25 protein-coding genes are annotated in these 24,850 nt (G+C 72.8%); 24 read left to right on the forward strand and 1 reads right to left on the reverse strand.

The window, feature by feature from the left end; genetic code table 11:
- Positions 1–76: 76 nt before the first annotated feature.
- The 23 genes from arc to ACIO9K_RS14190 all read left to right on the forward strand — a co-directional run bounded on the left by arc (position 77) and on the right by ACIO9K_RS14190 (position 23,472).
- Positions 77–1,843 (forward strand): proteasome ATPase, encoded by a 1,767-nt coding sequence (arc, locus tag ACIO9K_RS14080; protein WP_363583904.1) that lies wholly within the window; start codon positions 77–79, stop codon positions 1,841–1,843.
- A gap of 230 nt (positions 1,844–2,073) precedes the next feature.
- Complete coding sequence (gene dop / locus ACIO9K_RS14085; RefSeq protein WP_208869055.1) at positions 2,074–3,585, forward strand: depupylase/deamidase Dop; 1,512 nt, start codon at positions 2,074–2,076, stop codon at positions 3,583–3,585.
- Between the two features lie 174 nt (positions 3,586–3,759).
- On the forward strand, positions 3,760–3,978 hold the full coding sequence (locus ACIO9K_RS14090) for a ubiquitin-like protein Pup (RefSeq protein WP_031069167.1): 219 nt from the start codon (positions 3,760–3,762) through the stop codon (positions 3,976–3,978).
- Positions 3,979–4,141: 163 nt separating this feature from the next.
- On the forward strand, positions 4,142–4,984 hold the full coding sequence (gene prcB / locus ACIO9K_RS14095) for a proteasome subunit beta (protein WP_363583902.1): 843 nt from the start codon (positions 4,142–4,144) through the stop codon (positions 4,982–4,984).
- A gap of 31 nt (positions 4,985–5,015) precedes the next feature.
- Positions 5,016–5,771, forward strand: a complete 756-nt coding sequence (prcA, locus tag ACIO9K_RS14100; RefSeq protein ID WP_363583900.1) for a proteasome subunit alpha — start codon at positions 5,016–5,018, stop codon at positions 5,769–5,771.
- A gap of 121 nt (positions 5,772–5,892) precedes the next feature.
- On the forward strand, positions 5,893–7,254 hold the full coding sequence (gene pafA, locus ACIO9K_RS14105; RefSeq protein ID WP_400329699.1) for a Pup--protein ligase: 1,362 nt from the start codon (positions 5,893–5,895) through the stop codon (positions 7,252–7,254).
- Positions 7,255–7,390: 136 nt separating this feature from the next.
- On the forward strand, positions 7,391–8,377 hold the full coding sequence (locus ACIO9K_RS14110) for an FKBP-type peptidyl-prolyl cis-trans isomerase (protein ID WP_363618118.1): 987 nt from the start codon (positions 7,391–7,393) through the stop codon (positions 8,375–8,377).
- Positions 8,378–8,623: 246 nt separating this feature from the next.
- Complete coding sequence (locus ACIO9K_RS14115) at positions 8,624–9,934, forward strand: FKBP-type peptidyl-prolyl cis-trans isomerase (protein WP_363618120.1); 1,311 nt, start codon at positions 8,624–8,626, stop codon at positions 9,932–9,934.
- Between the two features lie 139 nt (positions 9,935–10,073).
- Positions 10,074–10,481 (forward strand): FKBP-type peptidyl-prolyl cis-trans isomerase, encoded by a 408-nt coding sequence (locus ACIO9K_RS14120; protein ID WP_400329704.1) that lies wholly within the window; start codon positions 10,074–10,076, stop codon positions 10,479–10,481.
- 165 nt (positions 10,482–10,646) lie between these two features.
- Positions 10,647–11,639 carry a WYL domain-containing protein gene (locus ACIO9K_RS14125; RefSeq protein WP_350877984.1) on the forward strand — a complete coding sequence of 331 codons (993 nt, stop codon included), beginning with the start codon at positions 10,647–10,649 and terminating at the stop codon, positions 11,637–11,639.
- Positions 11,640–11,665: 26 nt separating this feature from the next.
- On the forward strand, positions 11,666–12,613 hold the full coding sequence (locus ACIO9K_RS14130; protein ID WP_363618486.1) for a WYL domain-containing protein: 948 nt from the start codon (positions 11,666–11,668) through the stop codon (positions 12,611–12,613).
- A 3-nt stretch (positions 12,614–12,616) separates the two neighbouring features.
- Positions 12,617–12,847 (forward strand): hypothetical protein, encoded by a 231-nt coding sequence (locus ACIO9K_RS14135; protein ID WP_063346907.1) that lies wholly within the window; start codon positions 12,617–12,619, stop codon positions 12,845–12,847.
- 60 nt (positions 12,848–12,907) lie between these two features.
- On the forward strand, positions 12,908–13,084 hold the full coding sequence (locus ACIO9K_RS14140; protein WP_159398379.1) for a hypothetical protein: 177 nt from the start codon (positions 12,908–12,910) through the stop codon (positions 13,082–13,084).
- A 255-nt stretch (positions 13,085–13,339) separates the two neighbouring features.
- Positions 13,340–13,657, forward strand: a complete 318-nt coding sequence (tatA, locus tag ACIO9K_RS14145; protein ID WP_363583888.1) for a Sec-independent protein translocase subunit TatA — start codon at positions 13,340–13,342, stop codon at positions 13,655–13,657.
- 127 nt (positions 13,658–13,784) lie between these two features.
- Positions 13,785–14,675 (forward strand): twin-arginine translocase subunit TatC, encoded by an 891-nt coding sequence (tatC, locus tag ACIO9K_RS14150; protein ID WP_400330121.1) that lies wholly within the window; start codon positions 13,785–13,787, stop codon positions 14,673–14,675.
- Positions 14,676–14,838: 163 nt separating this feature from the next.
- Entirely contained in the window at positions 14,839–16,008 is a 1,170-nt protein-coding gene (locus ACIO9K_RS14155) for an FAD-dependent oxidoreductase (protein WP_363618124.1), read from the forward strand.
- A gap of 132 nt (positions 16,009–16,140) precedes the next feature.
- Positions 16,141–16,455 (forward strand): (2Fe-2S)-binding protein, encoded by a 315-nt coding sequence (locus ACIO9K_RS14160; RefSeq protein WP_363583882.1) that lies wholly within the window; start codon positions 16,141–16,143, stop codon positions 16,453–16,455.
- Positions 16,436–17,899 (forward strand): NAD(P)/FAD-dependent oxidoreductase, encoded by a 1,464-nt coding sequence (locus tag ACIO9K_RS14165; protein WP_400329710.1) that lies wholly within the window; start codon positions 16,436–16,438, stop codon positions 17,897–17,899. The genes ACIO9K_RS14160 and ACIO9K_RS14165 overlap by 20 nt, the downstream gene beginning before the upstream one ends.
- Positions 17,900–17,956: 57 nt before the next feature.
- Positions 17,957–18,892, forward strand: coding sequence for a dihydrodipicolinate synthase family protein (locus tag ACIO9K_RS14170; protein WP_400329713.1), 936 nt, complete (start codon positions 17,957–17,959; stop codon positions 18,890–18,892).
- Positions 18,893–19,007: 115 nt separating this feature from the next.
- Positions 19,008–20,012: a proline racemase family protein gene (locus ACIO9K_RS14175; protein WP_363618128.1), complete on the forward strand. Its 1,005-nt coding sequence runs from the start codon at positions 19,008–19,010 to the stop codon at positions 20,010–20,012.
- A gap of 75 nt (positions 20,013–20,087) precedes the next feature.
- On the forward strand, positions 20,088–21,458 hold the full coding sequence (locus ACIO9K_RS14180) for an aldehyde dehydrogenase family protein (RefSeq protein ID WP_400330124.1): 1,371 nt from the start codon (positions 20,088–20,090) through the stop codon (positions 21,456–21,458).
- On the forward strand, positions 21,458–22,486 hold the full coding sequence (locus tag ACIO9K_RS14185) for a proline racemase family protein (protein WP_363583874.1): 1,029 nt from the start codon (positions 21,458–21,460) through the stop codon (positions 22,484–22,486). Before ACIO9K_RS14180 ends, ACIO9K_RS14185 begins: the two co-directional genes overlap by 1 nt.
- A 56-nt stretch (positions 22,487–22,542) precedes the next feature.
- The gene (locus tag ACIO9K_RS14190; protein ID WP_400329717.1) at positions 22,543–23,472 is read left to right on the forward strand and encodes an ornithine cyclodeaminase family protein; all 930 of its coding nucleotides are present in this window, start codon (positions 22,543–22,545) and stop codon (positions 23,470–23,472) included.
- Between the two features lie 3 nt (positions 23,473–23,475).
- Here the strand turns inward: ACIO9K_RS14190 and ACIO9K_RS14195 are convergent, their stop codons facing one another.
- Positions 23,476–23,817: a hypothetical protein gene (locus ACIO9K_RS14195; protein ID WP_400329720.1), complete on the reverse strand. Its 342-nt coding sequence runs from the start codon at positions 23,815–23,817 to the stop codon at positions 23,476–23,478.
- 263 nt (positions 23,818–24,080) lie between these two features.
- Here ACIO9K_RS14195 and ACIO9K_RS14200 point away from each other — a divergent pair, with 263 nt between their 5' ends.
- Complete coding sequence (locus ACIO9K_RS14200; protein ID WP_063346897.1) at positions 24,081–24,791, forward strand: GntR family transcriptional regulator; 711 nt, start codon at positions 24,081–24,083, stop codon at positions 24,789–24,791.
- The last annotated feature ends 59 nt before the right edge of the window (positions 24,792–24,850 follow it).

Consider the following 24,850-nt stretch of genomic DNA (forward strand, 5'->3'; position numbering starts at 1 on the left):
TTGATCTAGGGGTTTACGGACCCCTGGTCCCAGGTAGGGTCTGGAAGCGTCCAGCTCCCCGGAGGAGGTGAGGACCGTGGCAGCCCACGATGACGACTACAACCGCAGCACCGGCAGGCCCGCTCGTGGTTCCGACGAGGCCGCTCAGGTCTCGTTCCTTGAGCAGGAAATCGCTGTGCTGCGCCGCAAGCTCGCCGACTCGCCGCGCAATTCGAGGATCCTCGAAGAGCGGATCGTCGAGCTCCAGACCAACCTGGCCGGAGTGTCCGCCCAGAACGAACGGCTCGCCTCCACCCTGCGAGAGGCCCGCGACCAGATCGTGGCCCTCAAGGAGGAAGTGGACCGGCTGGCACAGCCCCCGGCCGGGTTCGGCACCTTCCTCGAGGCCAACGAGGACGGCACCGCCGACATCTTCACCGGGGGGCGCAAGCTCCGCGTGAACGTCAGCCCCAACGTCGCCCTCGACGAACTGCGGCGCGGCCAGGAAGTGATGCTCAACGAGGCCCTCAACATCGTGGACGCGATGGCCTTCGAGCGCATCGGCGAGATCGTCACCCTCAAGGAGATCCTCGAGGACGGCGAACGCGCCCTGGTCGTCGGCCACACCGACGAGGAGCGGGTGGTGCGCCTCGCCGAACCGCTGCGCGAGCTCACCGTCCGGGCGGGGGACGCCCTGCTGCTGGAGCCCCGCTCCGGCTACGTGTACGAGGTCGTGCCGAAGTCCGAGGTCGAGGAGCTGGTCCTCGAAGAGGTCCCGGACATCGACTACCGCCAGATCGGCGGACTGAGCAACCAGATCGAGCTGATCCGGGACGCGGTCGAGCTGCCCTACCTGCACGCCGACCTCTTCAAGGAGTACGAGCTGCGCCCGCCCAAGGGCGTGCTGCTCTACGGCCCGCCCGGCTGCGGCAAGACGCTGATCGCCAAGGCGGTCGCCAACTCGCTGGCCAAGAAGGTCGCCGAGGTCACCGGACGCCCCCAGGGGAAGAGCTACTTCCTCAACATCAAGGGCCCCGAACTGCTCAACAAGTACGTGGGCGAGACCGAGCGGCAGATCCGCCTGGTCTTCCAGCGGGCCCGGGAGAAGGCGAGCGAGGGCACGCCCGTCATCGTCTTCTTCGACGAGATGGAGTCGCTGTTCCGCACCCGCGGTTCCGGCGTCAGCTCGGACGTGGAGAACACCATCGTCCCGCAGCTGCTCGCCGAGATCGACGGTGTGGAGGGCCTGGAGAACGTCATCGTCATCGGCGCCTCGAACCGCGAGGACATGATCGACCCGGCGATCCTGCGGCCCGGCCGCCTGGACGTCAAGATCAAGATCGAGCGCCCGGACGCCGAGGCCGCGAAGGACATCTTCTCCAAGTACCTCAAGGAGTCGCTGCCGTTCCACCCGGACGACCTCAAGGAGCACGACGGCTCCCTGGGCACCACGGTGGCCGCGATGATCCAGTCGGTCGTGGAGCGGATGTACTCCGAGACCGAGGAGAACCGCTTCCTGGAGGTCACCTACGCCAACGGTGACAAGGAGGTCCTGTACTTCAAGGACTTCAACTCCGGCGCCATGATCCAGAACATCGTCGACCGCGCGAAGAAGATGGCCATCAAGGACTTCCTCGACCACGGTCAGCGCGGTCTGCGCGTCTCCCACCTGCTCGCCGCCTGCGTGGACGAGTTCAAGGAGAACGAGGACCTGCCGAACACCACCAACCCGGACGACTGGGCCCGCATCTCCGGCAAGAAGGGCGAGCGGATCGTCTTCATCCGCACGCTGGTCACCGGCAAGCAGGGCGCCGAGTCCGGCCGCTCGATCGACACTGTCGCCAACACGGGGCAGTACCTGTAAGCACGCGGTGAGACCGGGCCGCCCGGCGGTCCCCGGAACAGCACGCACCCCGTCCGGCTGTGGCGCCTCGCGGCCCCGCAGCCGGACGGCGCGTCTCGGGGTCCGCCCGTCGGCGCCGGGTTCTAGGCTCGACCCACCGATCGCGGGCAGAACGCCGGCGCCGGTGTTGTTCAGCGGTACGTCGGCGTGCTCCGCCCGTGGGGGGCGGCGCACCGGGCAAGGAGGGCCGCATGACCGTACGGCGCGTGATGGGCATCGAGACCGAGTACGGGATCTCCGTGCCCGGGCACCCCAACGCCAACGCCATGCTCACCTCGTCCCAGATCGTCAACGCGTACGCGGCGGCGATGCACCGGGCGCGGCGGGCCCGCTGGGACTTCGAGGAGGAGAACCCGCTGCGTGACGCCCGGGGCTTCGACCTGGCGCGCGAGGTGGCGGACGCCAGCCAGCTGACCGACGAGGACATCGGCCTGGCCAACGTCATCCTCACCAACGGGGCCCGGTTCTACGTGGACCACGCGCACCCCGAGTACAGCTCGCCCGAGGTCACCAACCCGCGCGACGCCGTGCTCTGGGACAAGGCCGGCGAGCGGATCATGGCCGCCGCCGCGCAGCGCGCGCTGGAACTGCCCAACGGGCAGAACATCCACCTGTACAAGAACAACACCGACAACAAGGGCGCCTCCTACGGCACCCACGAGAACTACCTGATGAAGCGGGCGACGCCGTTCGCCGACATCGTCCGCCACCTCACCCCGTTCTTCGTCTCCCGCCAGGTGGTCACCGGTGCCGGCCGGGTCGGCATCGGCCAGGACGGCTCGACGCACGGCTTCCAGATCAGCCAGCGGGCCGACTACTTCGAGGTCGAGGTCGGCCTGGAGACCACGCTCAAGCGCCCGATCATCAACACCCGGGACGAACCGCACGCCGACGCGGAGAAGTACCGCCGGCTGCACGTGATCATCGGGGACGCCAACCTCTCCGAGATCTCCACCTACCTCAAGCTGGGCACCACCTCACTGGTCCTGTCGATGATCGAGGACTCCTTCATCGCCTCCGACCTCGCCGTCGACCAGCCGGTGCGCACCCTGCACCGGGTCTCCCACGACCCCACGCTCAAGCACCTGATCACCCTGCGCAACGGGCGCAAACTCACCGCCGTCCAGCTCCAGCTGGAGTACTTCGAGCTGGCCCGCAAGTACGTCGAGGACCGCTTCGGCACCGACGCGGACGAGCAGACACTGGACGTGCTGGCCCGCTGGGAGGACGTCCTCGGGCGGCTGGAGCGCGATCCGATGTCGCTCTCCAGGCAACTGGACTGGATCGCCAAGCGGGAGATCCTGGAGGGCTACCGCAGCCGGGACGCCCTGGGGTGGGAGAACCCGCGGCTGCACCTGGTCGACCTCCAGTACAGCGACGTACGGCCCGACAAGGGCCTCTACAACCGGCTGGTGGCCCGCGGCCGGTTCGAGCGGCTGGTGACCGAGGCGGAGGTCGAGCGGGCCGTCTCCAAGCCCCCGGAGGACACCCGGGCGTACTTCCGCGGGCGCTGCCTGGAGCAGTACGCCGACCACGTCGCCGCGGCCTCCTGGGACTCGGTGATCTTCGACCTGCCGGGCCGGGACTCGTTGCAGCGGGTGCCCACGCTGGAGCCGCTGCGGGGCACCCGCAACCACGTCAAGGAGCTGCTGGACCGCTGTCGCACCGCGGAGGACCTGCTACGGGTCCTCTCCGGCGGGTAACTTTTCGATCACCATGGGTGAACGTCCGCCGAATGGGAATCATCCGGGGTGGCAGCGGGTGTTGGACAGGAAGCGCCACCGGCAAACCGGGAGCGGCAGTCGCACCTTGTGTATAGGGTCGGTGCAGCAAGCAACGACCAAACCGTGCCAGAAGAATCGAGCGGGGTGAGGGAAATGGCGAGCAAGGACACCGGCGGCGGCCAGCAGCGGGCGAACCGCTCCTCCGAGGAGGTCGAGGAGCAGGCCGCGGAAACCCAGAATTCCGACGACCTCAAGGAACGCCAGGAAAAGCTGAGCGACGACGTCGACGCGGTGCTGGACGAAATCGACGAGGTCCTGGAGTCGAATGCGGAAGATTTCGTCCGTGGATTCGTGCAGAAGGGCGGGCAATAGCCCGTCCCCGGTATTCGGGAATTCACGGTCGTGACCGTCGAGGGCGGTCGGGCGGCGAGGGCCGCCCGGCCGTCCGGCACCGGCCCCCTGCGCGCGTGGACAGTGATCGTCGGGCGGGTAGGGTGCGGGCAGCGCGAGCTTCAAGCTACCTGGAAGGAATCGTGTGGAAGCCAACACTCGTGGCACCGGGCGTCTACCGGCTGCCTTCCTGACCCCGGGGTCCTCCTCCTTCGTGGACTTCCTCGCCGAGCACCGGCCGGAGCTGATCCCCGGCCACCGCGGGCTCCCCGCGGGGGCCGTGGTCGACGCCCCGCACGGGACCACCATCGTGGCCGCGGTGTTCGACGGCGGCGTGGTGATCGCCGGTGACCGCCGGGCGACGATGGGCAACGTGATCGCCCAGCGCGACATGGAGAAGGTGTTCCCGGCCGACGAGTACAGCGCGGTCGGCATCGCCGGCACCGCAGGCCTCGCCATCGAGATGGTCCGGCTGTTCCAACTGGAGCTGGAGCACTACGAGAAGATCGAGGGCGCGGTGCTCTCACTGGAGGGCAAGGCCAACCGGCTCACCGCGATGATCCGGGGCAACCTGGGCATGGCGATGCAGGGCCTGGCGGTCGTCCCGCTGTTCGCCGGCTACGACCTGGACCTCGGCCGCGGCCGGATCTTCAACTACGACGTCACCGGCGGGCGTTCCGAGGAGCGCGGCTTCGCCGCCACCGGCTCGGGTTCGGTCTTCGCCCGCGGCTCGATGAAGAAGCTCTACCGCGACGGCCTGACGGCCGACCAGGCCGCCATGCTCGTCGTCCAGGCGCTGTACGACGCGGCCGACGACGACTCCGCCACCGGCGGCCCCGACCTCGCCCGCAAGATCTTCCCGATCGTCTCGCTGATCACCGAGGACGGCTTCCGCCGGCTCACCGACGCGGAGGTCACCGAGATCGCGGTCGCGATCACCGACGAGCGCCGCTCGCACCCCAACGGCCCGCAGGCCCCGCTGCTCTAGCCATCACCTCTCAGGAAAGGGACGACCGCCGGTGTCGACACCGTTCTACGTCTCGCCCCAGCAGGCCATGGCGGACCGCGCGGAGTACGCCCGCAAGGGCATCGCGCGCGGCCGCAGCGTGGTCGTGCTCACCTACGCCGACGGCATCGTCTTCGTCGCGGAGAACACCTCCAGAGCGCTTCACAAGGTCTCCGAGATCTACGACAAGATCGCCTTCGCGGCGGTCGGCCGCTACAACGAGTTCGAGAACCTGCGCATCGGCGGCGTCCGCTACGCCGACCTGCGCGGCTACTCCTACGACCGGGCCGACGTCACCGCCCGGGGCCTGGCCAACGTCTACGCCCAGACGCTCGGCACCATCTTCTCCTCGGTCGGCGAGAAGCCCTACGAGGTCGAGCTGATCGTGGCCGAGGTCGGCCGCACCGCGGACGAGGACCAGATCTACCGCCTCACCCCGGACGGCTCGATCGTCGACGAGAAGAACTACGTCGTGGTCGGCGGCAACGCCGACTCGATCGGCAACTACCTGGGCCAGCGCCACCGGGCCGGGATGAGCCTCACCGAGGTGGTCCGGGCCGCCGTGGACTCGCTCGCCCGCGACCCCAACGGCGGCAGCCCGCGCGCCCTCACCCCGGAGCAGCTGGAGGTGGCCGTCCTCGACCGCCAGCGGTTCCAGCAGCGCAAGTTCAAGCGCATCCTGGGCAACCAGCTCGCCCGACTGCTCGACGGCGACCAGTCCGCCGAGTCGGACGACGAGGACGACCCGGCGGACACCGCGCCGGAGTAGCAGTGCCTGCGGAGTCCCGTACGGCGGCCGGACGGAGGCCGTACGGGACTCCGGTGCCCCTGCGGCGGCCCAGTCGTCGTGGAGGCGGTTTCGGACAGCTCCGACACAGAATGGAGTGCTCATGGACCGCCGGATTTTCGGGCTGGAGAACGAGTACGGCGTGACCTGCACGTTCCGCGGGCAGCGCAGGCTGTCGCCGGACGAGGTGGCGCGGTACTTGTTCCGCCGGGTCGTCTCCTGGGGCCGCAGCAGCAACGTCTTCCTGCGCAACGGCGCCCGGCTGTACCTCGACGTCGGCTCCCACCCCGAGTACGCCACCCCCGAGTGCGACGACGTGGTCGAGCTGGTGACGCACGACAAGGCGGGCGAGCGGATCCTCGAAGGGCTCCTGGTCGACGCCGAGCGGCGGCTGCACGAGGAGGGCATCGCGGGGGACGTCTACCTGTTCAAGAACAACACCGACTCGGCCGGCAACTCCTACGGCTGCCACGAGAACTACCTGGTGGCCCGGCACGGCGAGTTCTCCCGGCTGGCCGACGTGCTGATCCCCTTCCTGGTGACCCGCCAGCTGATCTGCGGCGCCGGCAAGGTGCTGCAGACCCCGCGCGGCGCGGTCTACTGCGTCAGCCAGCGCGCCGAGCACATCTGGGAGGGCGTCAGCTCCGCCACCACCCGCTCCCGCCCGATCATCAACACCCGCGACGAGCCGCACGCGGACGCCGAGCGCTACCGCCGGCTGCACGTGATCGTCGGCGACTCCAACATGTCGGAGACCACGACGCTGCTCAAGGTCGGCGCCACCGACCTGGTGCTGCGGCTGATCGAGGCCGGCGTGGTGATGCGCGACCTCACCCTGGAGAACCCGATCCGGGCGATCCGCGAGGTCAGCCACGACCTCACCGGCACCCACCAGGTGCGGCTCGCCAACGGGCGCGAGGCCAGCGCGCTGGACATCCAGGAGGAGTACTACACCAAGGCGCTGGAGTTCGCCGACCGCAAGGGCATCAACACCGGCACCATCGGCCGGGTGCTCGAACTGTGGGGCCGGACCCTGGAGGCCGTCCGCACCGAGAACCTGGACGAGGTGGCCACCGAGATCGACTGGATCATGAAGTACAAGCTCATCGAGCGCTACCGCGAGAAGCACCAGATGAGCATGTCCAACCCGCGGGTGGCCCAGATCGACCTGGCGTACCACGACATCCACCGCCAGCGCGGCCTGTTCTACCTGCTCCAGGGCAAGGGCCAGGCGAAGCGGGTGACCACCGACCTCAAGACCTTCGAGGCCAAGTCCATCCCGCCGCAGACCACCCGGGCCCGGCTGCGCGGGGACTTCATCCGCCGGGCGCAGGAGCAGCGCCGGGACTTCACGGTGGACTGGGTGCACCTGAAGCTGAACGACCAGGCGCAGCGCACGGTGCTCTGCAAGGACCCGTTCCGCTCGGTGGACGAGCGGGTGGAGAAGCTGATCGCCGGGATGTGAGCCCCGCGGGGGATCCCAGGTTCGTGATCAAGGCGGTGTCCGGCCCCGGTGGTGTCTACCGGGGCCGGACGCCGTCCGGGCATACGCTGTCCGTCGAAGTCAGGAGAGCCGACCTCGATCGACAGTTAGGACCACCGTGCGCCGCACCGCCGGTTTGCTACTCACCCTGCCCCTGCTGCTGGCGGTCGCCTGCGGCAGTTCGCCCAAGGCGGCCGGCCCGGCGACTCCGTCCGCGGCGAGCGCGCCTCCGACGGTGCCCGCGCCGGTCGGCGAGGCGTCGCCGATGCCCACGCTCTCGGAGGGCGGTTTCGGCAGCAAGGCCACCATCACCCTCCCGGAGGGCCAGCCCGGCGGCCAGTTCGTGGTGAACACCGTCAGCGAGGGCGAGCGGTCGACGGTCAACAAGGGCGACTGGGTGACGGTCAACTACACGGCGAAGGACTGGACCACCGGCAAGGACCTGCCCAGCTCGTACGACCCGAGCGGGAAGCCGCAGCTCTACCAGGCCGGCAGCGGACAGCTCGTGCCGGCGCTGGACCAGAGCGTGATCGGCAAGAAGGTCGGCAGCCGGCTGCTGGTGGTCGCCCCGCCGGCGGCGGCCTTCGGCGAGCAGGGCAGCACCCAGCTCGGCGTCAACAAGGGCGACACCGTGGTGTTCGTCCTGGACATCATGGAGAGCCTGCCGCAGGACTCCACGCTGACCGGCGCCATGACCCCGCCGCCGGCGACGATGCCGCAGGTCAAGGACAACGGCAAGGCCCCGGTGACGATCACCGTGCCGACCGGGCAGGCCGCGCCCACCGACCTGGAGCAGGCGGTGCTGATCAAGGGCGAGGGCAAGCAGGTCAAGAGCGGGCAGACCCTGGTGGTGCAGTACACCGGGGTGCTCTGGAACAACGGCCAGCAGTTCGACTCCTCCTGGACGCACGGGGGCGCGCAGGCGGTGCAGATCGGCACCGGCAGCGTGATCGAGGGCTGGGACAAGGCGCTGGTCGGCCAGACCGTCGGCAGCCGGATCCTGCTCGTGGTGCCGCCCGGGCTCGGCTACAAGGACCAGGCGCAGGGCTCGGTGCCGCCCAACTCGACGCTGGTCTTCGTGATCGACGTTCTGGAAGCGGTTTAGGGAAGCGGCTCAGGGAAGCGGTTTAGGGCGGACACGCTCTAGGAAGTCCCCCCTGGGATTCCGTACGCTTGGGCGGACGCTCGTACAACGAAGCGTCCGCCCTCATCCTGAGCTGTCATACTGCCCTCGCACTGTGGCAGGCGCCGCCCGGCGTCGAGGTCCGGGGCGGACGGTGCGACGGCAGACCGGCAGTCAGCACGCCGGTCGCAGACCTGGAAGACCTCGTGGCGAGATGGATGGGGAGTCATGACTGAGAAGACGCCGAGCCCGGGCGGGGCCGGCACCGCGGCGAACGACAGCTCTGCGGGTGACCCGACCGCCTCGCGTCCCGGCGGCCCGCTCCCGGGGGACGGCGAGTCGATCGTCGTCCCGCCGTCGATCCTGAAGCAGCAGGCCGGCTGGGCCCAGCCCGGAGAGCAGCCGCGCGCCTCGGGCGGGACCAAGACGGACGACACCCCGCAGATCTTCGCCTCCACCGTGCGTCGGGGCGACACCTCGGAGGCCGGGTACGACGAGAACCCGCCCGGGGTGGGCCGGCTGGGCGTGATCCTCGGCACGGTGCTGGCCGTGCTGCTGGCCGGCAGCGCCGTGACGCTGTACCTGGTGAACAAGGACGGCAAGTCGGACACCGCCGCCAAGCCGGACGCCGCCAAGAGCGCGCCGCCCACGCCGACCGCCGACCCGGTGCCGCCGATCAAGGACAGCGCCAAGGTGCTGCCCACCGTCACCGGTGACTTCGGCAAGAAGGCCGAGATCCAGGTGCCGGGCGAGGCCTCCGACGGCTCCTTCGTGGTGAAGGTGCTGACCGAGGGCACCGGCCCCAAGGTGGACAAGAACTCCTGGACCTCGGTGGACTACACCGCCAAGGACTGGACCACCGGCAAGGACATCCCGAGCTCGTACGACAACAACGGCAAGCCGCAGATCTTCCAGGCCGGCACCGACGCGCTGATCCCGGCGCTGGACCAGGCCGTGGTCGGGAAGAAGGCCGGCAGCCGGGTCCTCGTGGTGGCCCCGCCGGCCGCCGCGTTCGGCTCCCAGGGCAAGGCCGACATGTCGATCGGGGCGAAGGACGACCTGATCTTCGTGATCGACATCCGCAACGCCAACGCGCCCGACGCCGTGGTGAGCGGCACCGTCACGCCGCCGCCCGCGGACTTCCCGCAGGTCAAGGACAACGGCAAGAAGCCGGCCGAGATCACCCCGGTGGCCGGCGCGAAGGACCCGACCGAGCTGAAGTCGCACGTCCTGATCAAGGGCACCGGGCCGGCGGTGGAGAAGGGCGAGAAGGTCGTCGTCCAGTACACCGGCGCGCTGTTCAAGGACGGCAAGATGTTCGACTCCTCGCTCAGCAAGGGCCAGGCGTTCTCCTTCCCGGTCGGCGGTGGCCAGGTCATCCAGGGCTGGGACCAGGGGCTGGTGGGCCAGACCGTCGGCAGCCGGGTGGAGCTGGTGATCCCGGCCGCGCTGGCCTACGGCGACAAGGGCCAGGGCGACATCCCGCCGGGCGCGCCGCTGGTCTTCGTGGTGGACATCCTGGACGCCGGTCAGGGCTGATCCACTTTCGGGTGACAATGGTGTGCGTGTGACCTTCAGGTCCGGCCGCGTGGCCGGACCACCCCGGGCGGTGGGCGCCCGTACCGTGGTCCGGGAACGGACCGGGGGTGCGGGCGCCCGCCGCTTGGTCGTGACTGCAATGCGAAACGTGAGAAGAGGGACTGTGAGCGTCAACCTCAACGAGAAGCCCGAGATCGACTTCCCGATCGGCGACGCCCCGGCGGACCTGCAGATCCGCGACATCGTCGTCGGTGACGGCGAGGAGGCCAAGCCGGGCCACAACGTCAAGGTCCGCTACGTCGGCGTGACCTTCGAGACCGGCGAGGAGTTCGATGCGAGCTGGAACCGGACCCCGAACGAGTTCCGCTTCCCGCTGGGCGGCGGCCGCGTCATCAAGGGCTGGGACCAGGGCGTCGTCGGCATGAAGGTCGGCGGTCGCCGCGAGCTGACCATCCCGTCGCACCTGGCGTACGGCAACCAGTCGCCGACCCCGCTGATCCCGGCGGGCTCGACCCTGATCTTCGTGGTCGACCTGCTGGGCGTCTGAGCCTGCCGCGGCCGTGGGCCGGACCCCTCCGGGGGCCCGGCCCACGGGCGTTTCGGGAGGCCGCTTTTGCCGTGCGTACCGCTACCGGTACGGTCGGTCCCGCCGGGTGGTGATCGCCCGGTTGGCGCACCCCGCGCACGGCGCGGCACACCGGAAGGGTCAGCGATGGCGATCGCCAAGGCAGAGCGGCTGATGAATCTCGCCCTGTGCCTGATGAACACCAGACGTCCGCTCTCCAAGAAGGAGCTGCGGGAATCCATCGAGGCGTACCGCGAGGCCTGGCAGAACAGCAGCGAGGACGCCTTCAACCGGATGTTCGAGCGGGACAAGGACGACCTGCGCGAACTCGGCCTGGTGATCGACGTCGACGAGAGCGCCCTGGACGGCGAGCTCGGCTACCTGGCCCGCGCCGACCGCAACCGGCTGCCCGAGATCGCGCTGGACGCCGAGGAGGCGGCCGCGCTGACCCTGGCCGCCCGGGTCTGGCAGCAGGCCAAGATGTCCGGCGCGGCCAGCGGCGCGCTGCAGAAGCTGCGCGCCGCCGGGGTGCCGTTCGCCGAGCCCGAGGGCCGGACCGCCCTGGAGCCGCGCATCCCCGCCCGGGAGGCCGCGTTCGAGCCGCTGCTCACCGCCGCCCGGGACCGCCGCCCGGTCGGCTTCGAGTACCGCAAGGCCGGCGCCGCCGCCGGCGAGCTGCGCACCGTCGAGCCGTGGGCGCTGGAGTGCTGGCGCGGGCACTGGTACCTGGCCGGGTGGGACCGCGACCGCGGCGACGCCCGGGTGTTCCGGCTCAGCCGGATCACCGGCAAGGTCCGGGCCAGGACCGGCGCCTTCCTCGGCACCGTGCCCGAGCACGTCGACGTCCGCGCGACCGTCGCCAAGTTCGCGGGCGAGGGCGCCACCGCCACCGCCACCGTCCGGGTCCGCCGGGGAGCGGGCTTCCCGCTGCGCACCAAGGCGCTGAGCAGCGCGCGGGTGGACGACGGCTGGGACGAGCTGGAGATCCCGTACGGCAACGGGCTGGGCGCCGACCTCGCCGAGTTCGGGCCGGACGTGCTGGTGCTCGGGCCCGAGGAGCTGCGGGCCGACGTGATCGACCGGCTGCGGGCCGTGGCCGGGCTGGACGTGGTGAACGGAAGCGGAGGGGTTCAGGCGTGAGCAACGCGATCGACCAGACGCGGCGGATGCTGTCGCTGGTCACCTACCTGCGCGAGCGCCCCGGCGCCGAGGTGGCCGAGGTGGCCCGCGCGTTCGGGATCTCCGAGCGCGAGCTGATCGGGGACCTCAACGTGCTGCCGATGTGCGGCACCAGCTTCCGCGGCGGCGACCTGCTCGACATCGACACCGACGGCGAGCGGATCTGGTGGCACAACGTCGACGACGTGGCCCAGCCGCTGCGCCTCGCCGCCGACGAGGCCACCGCGCTGCTGGTCGCCGCCCGTGCGGTGGCCGGGCTGCCCGGCCTGCGGGCCGGCGACCGGGAGGCGCTCACCCGGGCCGTCGTCAAGATCGAGAACGCGGCGGGCGAGAGCGCCGCCGGCAGCGCCCGGGTCGGCGTGACCTTCGAGGCGGAGGGCCACGTGTTCGCCGACATCGACCGCGCGCTCAGCGAGGGGCGCCGACTGTGGCTGCGCTACTACTCGCACGGGCGCGGCGGGATGACCGAGCGCGAGGTCGACCCGATCCGGCTGCTCACCGAGGGCCACACCTACCTCGAGGCCTGGTGCCGCACCTCCGAGGACCACCGGATGTTCCGGTTGGACCGGGTCGCCGAGATCCGGGTGCTGGACGTCCCCGCCGACCCGCCGCGGCGCGAGCCGCGCGACCTGAGCGGCGGGCTGGTCAACCCGTCCGCGGACGACCCCGAGGTGGTCGTCGAGGTCACCTCCGGCGGGCGCTGGGTGGCCGAGTACTACACCCACGACCGGGCCGAGGAACTGCCCGACGGCGGGCTGCGGATCACCCTGCGCAGCGCCGATCCCTCCCAGCTGCGCCCGCTGGCGCTGCGGCTGGGCCGGGACGGCCGGATCGTCTCGCCGCCCGGGCTGGCCGGGCAGGCCCGCGCGGCCGCCCTGGAGGCGCTGGCCGCGTACGGGGAGCAGACCGTCGCCGACGGGGAGGGGCGGGTCTGATCGGTGGAGCCCGGGACCAGATTCAAGGTGTACTGCTCCGAGTGCCGGGAGAAGGTCGAGCTCCCGGCGGAGGAGTTCCGGCTGACCCTCGGTCGCACCCCGGCCCAGGCGCACTACAGCTTCGGCTGCCCGCTCTGCGGGGCGGCGGTGCGCAAGCCGGCCGGGGAGAAGATCGTCGCGGCGCTCGTCGGGGCCGGGGTGCGCACCATGCGGCTCGTCCCGGCCGAGGGGTAGCGCCGCCGGGCGCCCTCCTCCGGACCCGGCCGGGGGGCCGGGCCCGATAGGGTGGGGCGCATGTCCTGGATGCTCGTCGCCGCCGTCCTGCTCGCCACCGCGGGCCTGCTGGTCCTCGGGGTGCTCGCGATCCGGCTCTGGCTGGACGTGCGGGCGCTGGCCAAGGGCGTGGACGCGGCCTCGCGGGCGCTGGCCGAGGCGGCGGGGGAGCTGGCGGAGGCCGTACCGGGCCGGTAGGGCCGTCCGGTGGTGCCCCTCGGGTGGTGCCCGCTCGGCAGTGCCGTTTAGCACAGGAGGGCCGTCGGTGGTACGGGGGCTGCTGCGGGGAGGCGGGGGCGGGTTACGCTCTCAGGTGGCTCCTGCAGATGGCTCCTGAACTGCGAACCGGGGCCGCTGTCCTGTTCGGGCGGCCGTCGTCGTGGCGTCATCCGCAGCGGTTACCATCCGCGGCGGGGGGCCCGACGGGTCGCCATGAGTGAAGGTGGTCGCGCAATGCGCATCTCGATGACCGCGATCGTGGTGGTCGTGATTTTCGCCGTCCTGCTGTTCGGCGCCAAGCGGCTGCCCGACCTGGCTCGCTCGCTCGGGCAGTCGATGCGGATCCTGAAGAGCGAGGCCAAGGCCATGCGCTCGGACGGCGCCGAGGAGGACGCCGCCGCGACGCCGCCTCCGGCGCCCCGGGTCGACGGCGGTTCGGCGACGACCGCGGCCAGGACCATCCAGGCCGCTCCGGGCGCCTCGGGCACCGCCCGCCCGGTGGCCGAGCCCGCCGCCGGGCCGTCCGCGGCCGACGGCGACCGCCCGCACTGAGTGCGGCGCACGTGACGAACGCGACCACGGAGGCCCGTCGACCGGCGGGCCTCGACGCACGAGTTGAGGACCGGGGTTGAGCAAGCTCTCCAAGGCGTCGAAGGCGTCCAAGGATCCTGAGGGGCGGATGGCCCTCACCGACCACCTGCGGGAACTGCGCAACCGCGTGGTCAAGTCGGTCCTGGCGATCGTGCTGATCACCATCGTGGCGGCGATCTACCACAGGCAGATCGAGAACTTCCTGCTGGAGCCGCTGCCGCGCTGCACCGTGGAGACTGCCGACCAGTTCAAGGGCAAGTGCGCCCAGGTCTCCAACATCGGTCTGACCGCCGGTTTCACCTGGATGCTCAAGGTGTCACTGACGGCCGGTGTGGTCGCGACCGTGCCGGTCTGGCTCTACCAGGTCTGGGCCTTCGTGGCACCCGGTCTGCACCGGCACGAGAAGAAGTACGCCGTCATCTTCATGCTGTGCGGGGCGCCGCTCTTCCTGGCCGGTGTGGGCTGCGCCATCCTGGTGCTGCCGACCACCGTCGACGTGCTGATCTCGTTCACCCCGGACAAGACCACGCCGATCCTGCCGCCCGAGGACTACCTCGACATCGCCACCCGGATGGTGCTGGTCTTCGGCCTGGCCTTCGAGTTCCCGCTGCTGCTGGTGATGATGAACATGGTCGGCATGGTCACCGGCAAGCGGCTGCTCGGCTGGTGGCGCGGCATGGTCATGGGCATCACGGTCTTCGCCGCCTTCGCCACCCCGAGCGCCGATCCGGTGAGCATGCTCACGCTGGCCGCGCCGATCTGGGCGCTGTACTTCCTCGCGGTGGGCATCGCGATCTTCAACGACAGGCGCAAGGAGCGCCGCGACCCCGACGCCGGACTGAGCGACGAGGAGGCCTCGGAGCTGGACCTCTCGGTGCAGCCGGTGGCCGGTACGGAGATGGTCCAGGCCTCGGCCGCGCCGACGGCGGGCGCCCCGGTGCCGGCCGCCCGTCACGAGCAGATCGACGACATCACCTGAGCCGGTAGCGCACCCTGAGGCCCCGGCCCGCCGCCCGACGCGGTGGGCCGGGGCCTTTGCGCTGCTCCGGCCCGGTGAGCCCGGGCTTTTGCGCTGCTCCGGCCTGGTTCGGGATCCGGCGGGTGGTCTTGGCAGGGTGGATGGCATGTGACATATTACTGACGTGCTCAAGACCCAGAGACCTCCCCTGGATGTCGTCGTGGTCGGCGCCGGCGTGGTCGGCGCCGCCTGCGCCTACTACGCGGCCCGCGCCGGGCTCACCGTCGCCGTCGTCGACCGCGGGCCGGTGGCCGGCGGCACCACCGGTGCCGGCGAGGGCAACCTGCTGGTCTCCGACAAGGAGCCCGGGCCCGAACTCGACCTCGCCCTGCTCAGCACCCGGCTCTGGCACGACCTCGCCGAACACCTCGGCGCGGCCGTCGAGTACGAGCCCAAGGGCGGCGTGGTGATCGCCTCCACCCCGGCCGGGCAGGACGCCCTGCGGGCCTTCGCCGTCGGCCAGGCCGCCGCCGGCGTCACCGCCGAGGAGATCCCCGCCGAGCGGCTGCACGAGCTGGAGCCGCACCTCGCCCCCGGCCTCGCCGGCGGCTTCCACTACCCGCAGGACGCCCAGGTCCAGCCCGCCCTCGCCGCCGCCCACCTGCTGCGCGAGGCCCGCCGGATGGGCGCCGAGCTGATCACCGGCGAGACCGTGACCGCCGTGCACCGGGGGCCGGACGGCGCCGTGCGCGGCGTGCGGACCGACCGCCGCCGACTCGACGCCCCCGCCGTCGTCAACGCGACCGGCACCTGGGGCGGCGAACTGGCCGGGTTGGCCGGGGTGCACCTGCCGGTGATGCCCCGCCGCGGCTTCGTCCTGGTCACCGAGCCGCTGCCGCGGATCGTCCGGCACAAGGTCTACGCCGCCGACTACGTCGCCGACGTCGCCAGCGGCTCGGCCGGGCTCCAGACCTCCGCCGTGGTCGAGGGCACCCCCGGCGGGCCGGTGCTGATCGGCGCCAGCCGCGAACGGGTCGGCTTCGACCGCACCCTCTCCCAGGAGGTGCTGCGGCGGCTCGCCGCCCAGGCCGCGGCGCTCTTCCCGGTGCTCGCGGACGTCACCGTGATGCGCACCTACCGGGGCTTCCGTCCGTACCTGCCGGACCACCTGCCCGCCATCGGCGAGGACCCCAGGGCGCCCGGGCTCTACCACGCCTGCGGGCACGAGGGCGCCGGCATCGGGTTGGCTCCGGCGACCGGCCTGCTGATCAGCGAGCAACTGACCGGCAAGCAGCCGGAACTGGACCTCGCGCCGTTCCGCCCGGACCGCTTCCCGTCGGACGCCGGGGCCTGAGCCCGGGCTCCTCGACCACCGCTGTCCGCCTGCCGACCACGCTCGTTCGTCGACCGCCCCCGCCGTGTCGACCGCCCCTGTCGTGTCGACCGCCCTCGTCCGTCGACCAACCCCGGAACGGAGAAGCCGCCGATGCGCCGCACCCCCGCCGACCTGGTCCGGGCCGAACCCGGCCCCGCCCACCACATCGAGTTCGACGGCCGACCCGTCCCGGCCCTGCCCGGACAGTCGATCGCCGCCGCGCTCTGGGCCGACGGCGTGCTCGCCTGGCGCACCACCCGGGTCGGCGGCCGGCCGCGCGGGGTGTTCTGCGGCATCGGCGCCTGCTTCGACTGCCTGGCCACCGTCGACGGCCGCCCCAACCAGCGCACCTGCCTGCTCCCCGCCGAACCCGGCACCACCGTCACCACCCAGGAGGGCCACGGCCGTGCCGACCTCGCCGTCTGACCGGGCCGCCGCCGAAGCGGCCCGACGCCCCGACCTCGCGGTGATCGGTGCCGGCCCGGCCGGGCTCGCGGCCGCCGTGACCGCCGCCGACCTCGGGCTGCGCTGCGTCCTGCTGGACGCCGGTCACAGCACCGGCGGGCAGTACTACCGGCACCCCGCGCCCGGCCTCGGCGCCGCCCGCCCGGACCGGCTCCACCACGGCTGGTCCGTCTACACCGGACTGGCCGACCGGCTCGCCGCGCACGAGCGGGCCGGGCGGGTCCGCTTCCTCGGCGGCCACCAGGTGTGGGCGCTGGAGCGGACCGGCGACGGCTTCGCCGTGCACGTCACGCGCGGCCCGGAGGCCACCGACCGGGCCACCGTCCCGGCCGCGTCCGTGCTGCTCGCCACCGGCGCGTACGAGCGCCAGCTGCCGTTCCCCGGCTGGACCCTGCCCGGGGTGGTCACCGCGGGCGGCGCGCAGGCGATGCTCAAGGCCGGGCTGGTGCTGCCCGGGCGGCGGATCGTGGTGGCTGGCAGCGGGCCGCTGCTGCTCGCGGCGGCGTCCTCGCTGGTCACCGCCGGGGCCGAGGTGCCCGCGGTCGTCGAGGCCACCGACTACCTCGGCTACGCCCGGCGCCCCGGCGCCCTGGCGGCCGTCCCCGCCAAGCTCGTCGAGGGCGCCGGGCACGGGAGCACGCTGCTGCGGCACGGCGTACGGCTGCGCCCGCGCAGCGCCGTCGTCGAGGCGCACGGGACCGAGCGGGTCACCGCCGTCACGGTGGCCCGGCTGGACGCCGACTGGCGGCCGGTGCCCGGCACCGAACGCCGGATCGCCTGCGACGCCGTCGCCGTGGGCCACGGGCTGCTGCCACAGATCGACCTGGCCACCGAACTGGGCGCGGCCACCAGGACCGCCCCGGACGGCGCCGTCGGGCTCCGGGTCGACGCCCGGCTGCGCACCACCGTGCCCGGACTCTGGTCGGCGGGGGAGACCAACGGCGTCGGCGGCGCGGACCTCGCGATCGTGGAGGGCGAACTGGTCGCGCACGCCGTGGCCGACCGGGCCCCGAAGCCCGCACTGCTGCGCCGCCGGGCCCGGCTGCGGAACTTCGCCGACCTGATGGCCGCGGCCCACCGGCCCGGCCCCGGCTGGACCGGCTGGCTGCGCCCGGACACCGACGTCTGCCGGTGCGAGGAGGTGCCGGTCTCGGCGATCCGGGAGGCCGTGGACGAGCTGGGCGCGGGCGATCCGCGCACCGTCAAGCTGCTCACCCGGGCCGGGATGGGCTGGTGCCAGGGCCGGATGTGCGGTCCGGCCGTGGCCTGCCTGGCCGGCTCGGGTGAGCCGGGGCCGGACCGGCGGCCGCTGGCCTGCCCGGTGCCGCTGTCGCAGCTGGCGGCCGGGCAGTCCGGGTCGTCGGGGCAGTCCGGGTCGTCCGGGTCGTCCGGTGAGGACGCCTGAGGTCCGTCGAACATGCGGGCCGGGGACTCTTGTCTCCGGCCCATCTCCTCTAATAAAATGTCACACCTCACCAAGGAGCTCACCGTGTCCAACACCCCACACGACACCGCCCGGCCCTGGCGCGGCATCATGGTCGCCACCACGATCCCGCTGCGCCCGGATCTCTCCGTCGACTACGACGCGTACGCCGAGCACGTCCGCTGGCTGATCGAGTCCGGCTGTGACGGCGTCGTCCCCAACGGCTCGCTGGGCGAGTACCAGACGCTCACCGCCGAGGAGCGCGCCCGCGTCGTCGAGGTGGCCGTCGAGGCGGCCGGCGACGGCTCCCGGGTGATGCCCGGCGTGGCCGCCTACGGCAGCGCCGAGTCCCGCCGCTGGGCCGAGCAGGCCGCCGAGGCCGGCGCCGGCTCCGTGCTCCTGCTGCCGCCGAACGCCTTCCGGGCCGACCACGCGTCCGTCCGGGCGCACTACGCCGACGTGGCCAAGGCCGGACTGCCCGTCGTCGCGTACAACAACCCGATCGACACCAAGGTCGACCTCGTCCCCGCGCTGCTCGCCCAACTGCACGGCGAGGGCTCGATCGTCGCGGTCAAGGAGTTCAGCGGCGACGTCCGCCGGGCCTACGAGATCGCCGAACTGGCCCCCGGGCTGGACCTGCTGATCGGCGCCGACGACGTGCTGCTGGAGCTGGCGCTGGCCGGCGCGGTCGGCTGGATCGCCGGCTACCCGAACGCCCTGCCGGAGGCCAGCGTCGCGCTGTACCGGGCCGCCGTGGCGCAGGAGCTGGACACCGCGCTGCCGCTGTACAAGTCGCTGCACTCGCTGCTGCGCTGGGACTCCAAGACCGAGTTCGTCCAGGCCATCAAGCTGTCCATGGACATCGCCGGGCGCGCCGGCGGCCCGGTCCGCCCGCCGCGCCAGCCGCTGACCCCGGACATCGAGGCGGCCGTCCGCGCGGCCACCGAGAAGGCGCTGGCCGAGGGCCTGGCATAACCGGGAGACTTCGTCACCAGGCCGGCTGAGGGGGCAGCCGGCCCGGCCCCACCCACCCGATCCCGCGTACGGTCAGCACCTCCGTACGCCCACTCCGACGGGAGTCGTCAGAGCCATGCGCAGCCGTCACGTGTTCCACGCCGTCGACTCGCACACCGAGGGCATGCCGACCCGGGTCATCACCGGCGGCTTCGGCGTCATTCCCGGCGCCACCATGGCCGAGCGCCGGGTGCACTTCCAGCAGCACCTGGACCACTTCCGCACCCTGCTGATGTACGAGCCGCGCGGCCACGCCGCGATGAGCGGCGCCATCCTCCAGCCGCCGACCCGGCCGGACGCCGACTTCGGCGTGCTCTACATCGAGGTCTCCGGCCTGCTGCCGATGTGCGGGCACGGCACCATCGGCGTCGCCACCGTGCTGGTCGAGACCGGCATGGTTCCGGTGGTCGAGCCGGTCACCACGGTGCGGCTGGACACGCCCGCCGGGCTGGTGATCGCCGAGGTGCGGGTCGAGGACGGCGCCGCCACCGCGGTGACCATCCGCAACGTGCCGTCCTACTCGGCCGCGCTGGACGCCAAGATCGAGGTGCCCGGGTACGGCACGATCGGCTACGACCTGGCGTACGGCGGCAACTTCTACGCGATCCTGCCGCTCGCCGAGTTCGGGCTGCCCTTCGAGCGCGAGCGCAAGCAGGACATCCTGGAGGCCGGACTGGCCCTGATGGCCGCCATCAACGCGAGCCCCGACCGCCCGGTGCACCCGGAGGACCCGTCCATCCACGGCTGCCACCACGTCCAGCTGCTCGCCCCCGGCTCCACCGCCGAGCACTCCCGGCACGCGATGGCCATCCACCCCGGGTGGTTCGACCGATCGCCCTGCGGCACCGGCACCTCGGCCCGGATGGCGCAGCTGCACGCGCGCGGCGAACTGCCGCTGGGGCGCGACTTCCGCAACGACTCCTTCATCGGGACGACCTTCATCGGGCGCCTGGTCGAGGAGACCGAGGTGGCCGGTCTGCCCGCCGTGGTGCCCACCGTCACCGGGCGGGCCTGGGTCACCGGCACCGCCCAGTACTTCCTCGACCCGCGCGACCCGTTCCCGGCCGGGTTCCTGTTGTAGAGCTGTTTGAAAGAGGAGCCGGCCTCCGGGGGAGGGGCCCGCTCCGACGTCCGCTGAACCACCTTCGAAGGGCTGCTGGTCGTGACCATCACCTCGTACAACCCCGCCGACCCCGCGGACCTCGTCGTCGCCGTGGAGGAACCCGGCGCCGAAGCCGTCCGGGCCGCCGTCGCCCGGGCCCGGGCAGCCCAGCCCGGCTGGCTCGCGGCCGGCGCGGGCGCCCGGTCCGCGGCGCTCGGCCGGATCGCCGAAGCGGTCGAGGCGCACGCGGACGAGCTGGCCGGGCTGATCGTGCGCGAGGTCGGCAAGCCGCTCGCCGAGGCGCGCGGCGAGGTCGCCCGCACCGCGGCGATCTGGCGCTACTACGCGCAGGCGCCGTTCGCGCCGTCCGGCGCGGTGCACGAGACCGCCGCCGGGCCCGGGCTGCTGCTCACCCGGCGCCGCCCGTACGGCGTCGCCGGGCTGATCGCGCCGTGGAACTTCCCGCTGGCGATCCCCACCTGGAAGGCCGCGCCGGCGCTGGCGGTCGGCAACACCGCGGTGCTCAAGCCGGCGCCCGAGGCGACCGCCTGCGCGCTGCGGCTGGCCGAACTGGCCGCCGGGGCCGGGCTGCCCGAGGACGTGTTCACCGTGCTGCCGGGCGGCGCCGAGGAGGGCGCGGCGCTGGTCGACACGGCCGACGTGGTCTCCTTCACCGGCTCGACCGGCGTCGGCCGGGCCGTGGTGCGGGCCGCCACCGAGCGCGGCGTGCCGGTGCAGGCCGAACTCGGCGGGCTGAACGCCGCGCTGGTGCTGCCGGACGCCGACCTCGCGCAGGCCGCCGCCCACCTCGCCGCCGCCATCGCCGGGTACGCGGGGCAGAAGTGCACCGCCACCAGCCGGGTGATCGCGGTCGGCGCCGCGTACGAGCCGCTGCGCGACGCCCTGGTCAAGGCGCTGGAACTGGTCGACGACACGGCCTGCGGGCCGGTCATCAACGCCGCCGCCCGGGACCGGCTGACGGCCGCCGTCGACTCGGCCGTCGCCGCCGGGGCCACCCTGCTCACCGGCGGCCGGGCACCCGAGCGGGACGGCTGGTACCTCGAACCGGCCCTGCTCACCGACGTGCCGGCCGAACACCCGCTGGCCCGCGAGGAGTTCTTCGGCCCGGTCGCGCTGCTGCACGCCGCCGCCGACCTCGACGAGGCGATCGCGCTCGCCAACGACACCCCGCACAGCCTCTCCACCTCGGTGCACACCCGCAGCCTGGACGTGGCGCTCGCCGCCGCCGACCGGCTGGACGCGGGCATGATCCGGGTCAACGCGCCGTCCAGCGGCGTCGACTTCCACCTGCCGTTCGGCGGCGCCAAGGGCGCGAGCCACGGCGAGCGCGAGCAGGGCCAGGCGGCGCTGGACTTCTACACCGTCAGCCGCACCGTCAGCGTCCTGCCGGGCGGTGGCGCGTGATGCCCGTCCGCACCGTCGACTACCACGCGGCCGGCGAGCCGTTCCGGATCGTGCTGGACGGCGTGCCCGCGATCCCCGGCGACAGCGTCGCCGAACGGCGGGCCATCGCCCTCGGCGCCGGCGGCAGCGCGACCGCGCCCCGGCCGAGCGCGCTGGACGACGCCCGGCAGCTGCTCAGCCGCGAACCGCGCGGACACGCCGGGATGTACGGCGGGTTCCTGGTACCGCCGGACGACGACGAGGCGCACTTCGGGGTGCTGTTCTGGCACAAGGACGGCTACTCGACGGCCTGCGGGCACGGCACCATCGCGCTCGGCGCCTGGGCGGTGGACTCCGGGCGGGTCGCGGCCCCCGCCGACGGCGTGGCCCGGGTGCGGATCGACGTGCCGTCCGGCCGGGTCACCGCGCTGGTGCACCGGGCCGGCGGGCGGACCACCGGCGTCACCTTCCGCAACGTGCCCACCCGGGTCGCCGCTCTGAAGTTGCCGCTGGCCACTTCACGGGGCACCGTGGAGGTCGCGGTGGCGCACGCGGGCGCCTGCTACGCCTCGGTGCCGGCGGCCGCCCTCGGCCTCGCGGTCGAGCCCGCGCAGCTGCCCGAACTCACCGCCGCCGGGCGGGAGATCAGGGAGCTGCTGGCCGGCGCGGCGGCGGTGGCGCACCCGAGCGACCCGCTCCTGTCGGGGGTGTACGGGGTCATCCTGTTCGACGAACTCGTCTCGGAGGACGGCGTGTTGAACCAGCGGAACGTCACCGTCTTCGCGGACGGGCAGATCGACCGCTCGCCCTGCGGCTCCGGGACCTCCGCCCGGCTCGCCGTCCTCGCCGCCGAGGGCCGGCTCGCGCCGGGGGAGGAACTGCGGCACGAGTCCGTCATCGGGACGGTCTTCACCGGCCGCGTCCTGCCCGGCGGCGACCCGCTGGACGGCGGCGTCGTGACCGAGGTCACCGGCAGCGCGCACCGCACCGGCGAGCACGCGTTCGTCCTGGAACCGGACGACGACCTGGGCGCGGGGTTCCTCCTGTGACCGCTCCCGCGAACCCTCCTGTGGACCCTGCTGCGTCGCCTCCTGCGTCGCCTCTTGTGCCGCCCGGTACGGCGGCTGAGCCGCTCCAGTACGCCGTGCCGGGCGTCGGCGCGGTCGGGCCCGGCGAGGCGGTGGCGGCGATCGAGCGGGTGCTGCTCGACGGGTTCGACCCGGAGCCGGCACCGGCCCGCTCGGCCGTCCCCGTCCCGGCCGGCGAACTGCTGATGATGCCGGCCGCCGCCGGCCCGTACGCCGGGGTGAAGATCGCCGGGGTCGCGCCCGCCAACCCGGGGCGGGGACTGCCCCGGATCACCGGCAGCTACCTGCTGCTCGACGGGCCCACCCTGCAGCCGCTCGCCCTGCTCGACGGCGCCGCGCTCACCGCGCTGCGCACACCCGCCGTCACCGCCGTCGCGCTGCGCCGGCTGGCCGCGCCGGACGCCGAGCACCTGGTGCTGTTCGGCTCCGGGCCGCAGGCGTACGGGCACCTGGACGCGCTGCTGGCCGTCCGGTCGCTGACCCGGCTCACCGTGGTGGCGCGGGACGCCGGACGGGCCGGGGCCCTGGCCGCGTACGGGCGGGAGCTCGGGCTGGCGGCCGGGGTCGGCGGGCCGGAGGCGGTCGCCGAAGCGGACCTGGTGGTCTGCTGCACCACCGCGCGCACGCCGCTGTTCGACGGCGCCCTGGTGCCCGCGCACGCCGCCGTCGCGGCCGTCGGCTCGCACGAGCCGGACGCGCGGGAGGTGGACGAGGTGCTGGTCGGGCGGGCCGAACTGTACGTGGAGGCGCGGACGGTGGCGGCCCGCGAGGCCGGCGACCTGATCATGGCGGGCGTGGCCGGCCGGCAGGTGTGGAACCTGGCCGAGCTGGTGCGCGGCGACGCGCTGGTGCCGGCGGGGCGGCCGCGGTTCTTCAAGAGCGTCGGCATGGCGTGGGAGGACCTGGCGGTCGCGGCGGAGGTGTACCGGAGCACCGGGGCGGGCTGACCTTCAGTCCCCGAGGAAGTGGAGCCAGCTGCCCGGGGTGGCGGCGCAGTGGGCGAGCAGGTTGCGCAGGTCGCGGACGGCCGCCCGCTCTTCCTCGGTGGTGCAGCGGGCGAGCAGGACGGTGGCCTCCTCGAAGGCGGCGCCGGCGTCCTGCTCGTTGAACCGGGTGTCGCCGTACGGGTCGATCCGGCCGAGCCGTCCGGGCCGGTGGTCGGCCGGCCCGGCGTGCGCGGCCAGGGCGGCGGCGAGGGCCGGGCCGTGGTCGACCGAGAGGTGCAGCAGGGTCGGGACGGACCGGCCGCCCTTGTTGGGGTGGTCGTCGTACAGGGCGATCTCGATTCCCAAGTCCGTTGCTCCTGGCGGGTGTCGGGGGCTGTGAAGCGGGAGTCGGCCCGGCGGGAAGGGATCCCCTGCCGGGCCGGCTCCGTATGAGCAGGGCGGGCGACAGGTCGTGCGCCGCCGGCCGTTGTCACGGCCGCCGGCCGCTGCCACCATGAGTTTCGGCCGGGGCCTCGGGTGCTGAGGGACCGTTCGAATCGTGGAATGTTGCGCACTCAACGTAACGTGACATTGTACGCTGGTGTTCTGCACCCACCCGGAGGAACACCATGGCCGACCTCAAACCCCGCACCCTGATCTCCGTACAGGAGCGGCTTCGCGACCAGGTCGCCCACGCGCTCCGGGCAGCCCTGATCTCCGGCGAACTGCGCCCCGGCGTCGTCTACTCCGCACCCGCGCTCGCCGCCGACTTCGGCGTCTCCGCCACCCCCGTCCGCGAGGCCATGCTCGACCTCGCCCGCGAAGGCCTCGTCGAGGCCGTCCGCAACAAGGGCTTCCGGGTCACCGAGCTCACCGAGCGTGACCTCGACGACTACACCGAGATCCGCGCCCTGATCGAGGTCCCCACCGTCGGCCGGGTGACGCGCACGGCGACCAAGGAGCAGCTGGAGCGGCTGCGCCCGCAGGCCGAGGAGATCGTCGCGGCCGCGCGCAAGCACGACCTCATCGGGTACCTGGAGGCCGACCGGCAGTTCCACCTGGACCTGCTGGGGCTGGCCGGCAACGCCCGGCTGGTCGACGTCGTCAGCGACCTGCGGAAGCGCTCGCGGCTGTACGGCCTCAACCGGCTCGACGAGCGCGGCGAGCTGACCTCCTCGGCGGAGGAGCACCTGGAACTGCTCGACCTCATGCTGGCCGGCGACGCCGAGGCGGCCGAGGCCTGCATGACCCGCCACCTCAGCCACGTCCGCTCGCTGTGGGCGGGGCAGGACGAGGCGGCGGAGGAGGCCCGCCCGGCGCTGAAGCTGCGGGCGCGGTAGGGCTAGCCGGGGCTAAACCGCCCGTTCGGGTGAAGACTGGGGATCGGGCGTCGGAATGC

It is taken from the genome of Kitasatospora sp. NPDC087271 (assembly GCF_044744605.1).
Lineage (GTDB): Bacteria > Actinomycetota > Actinomycetes > Streptomycetales > Streptomycetaceae > Kitasatospora.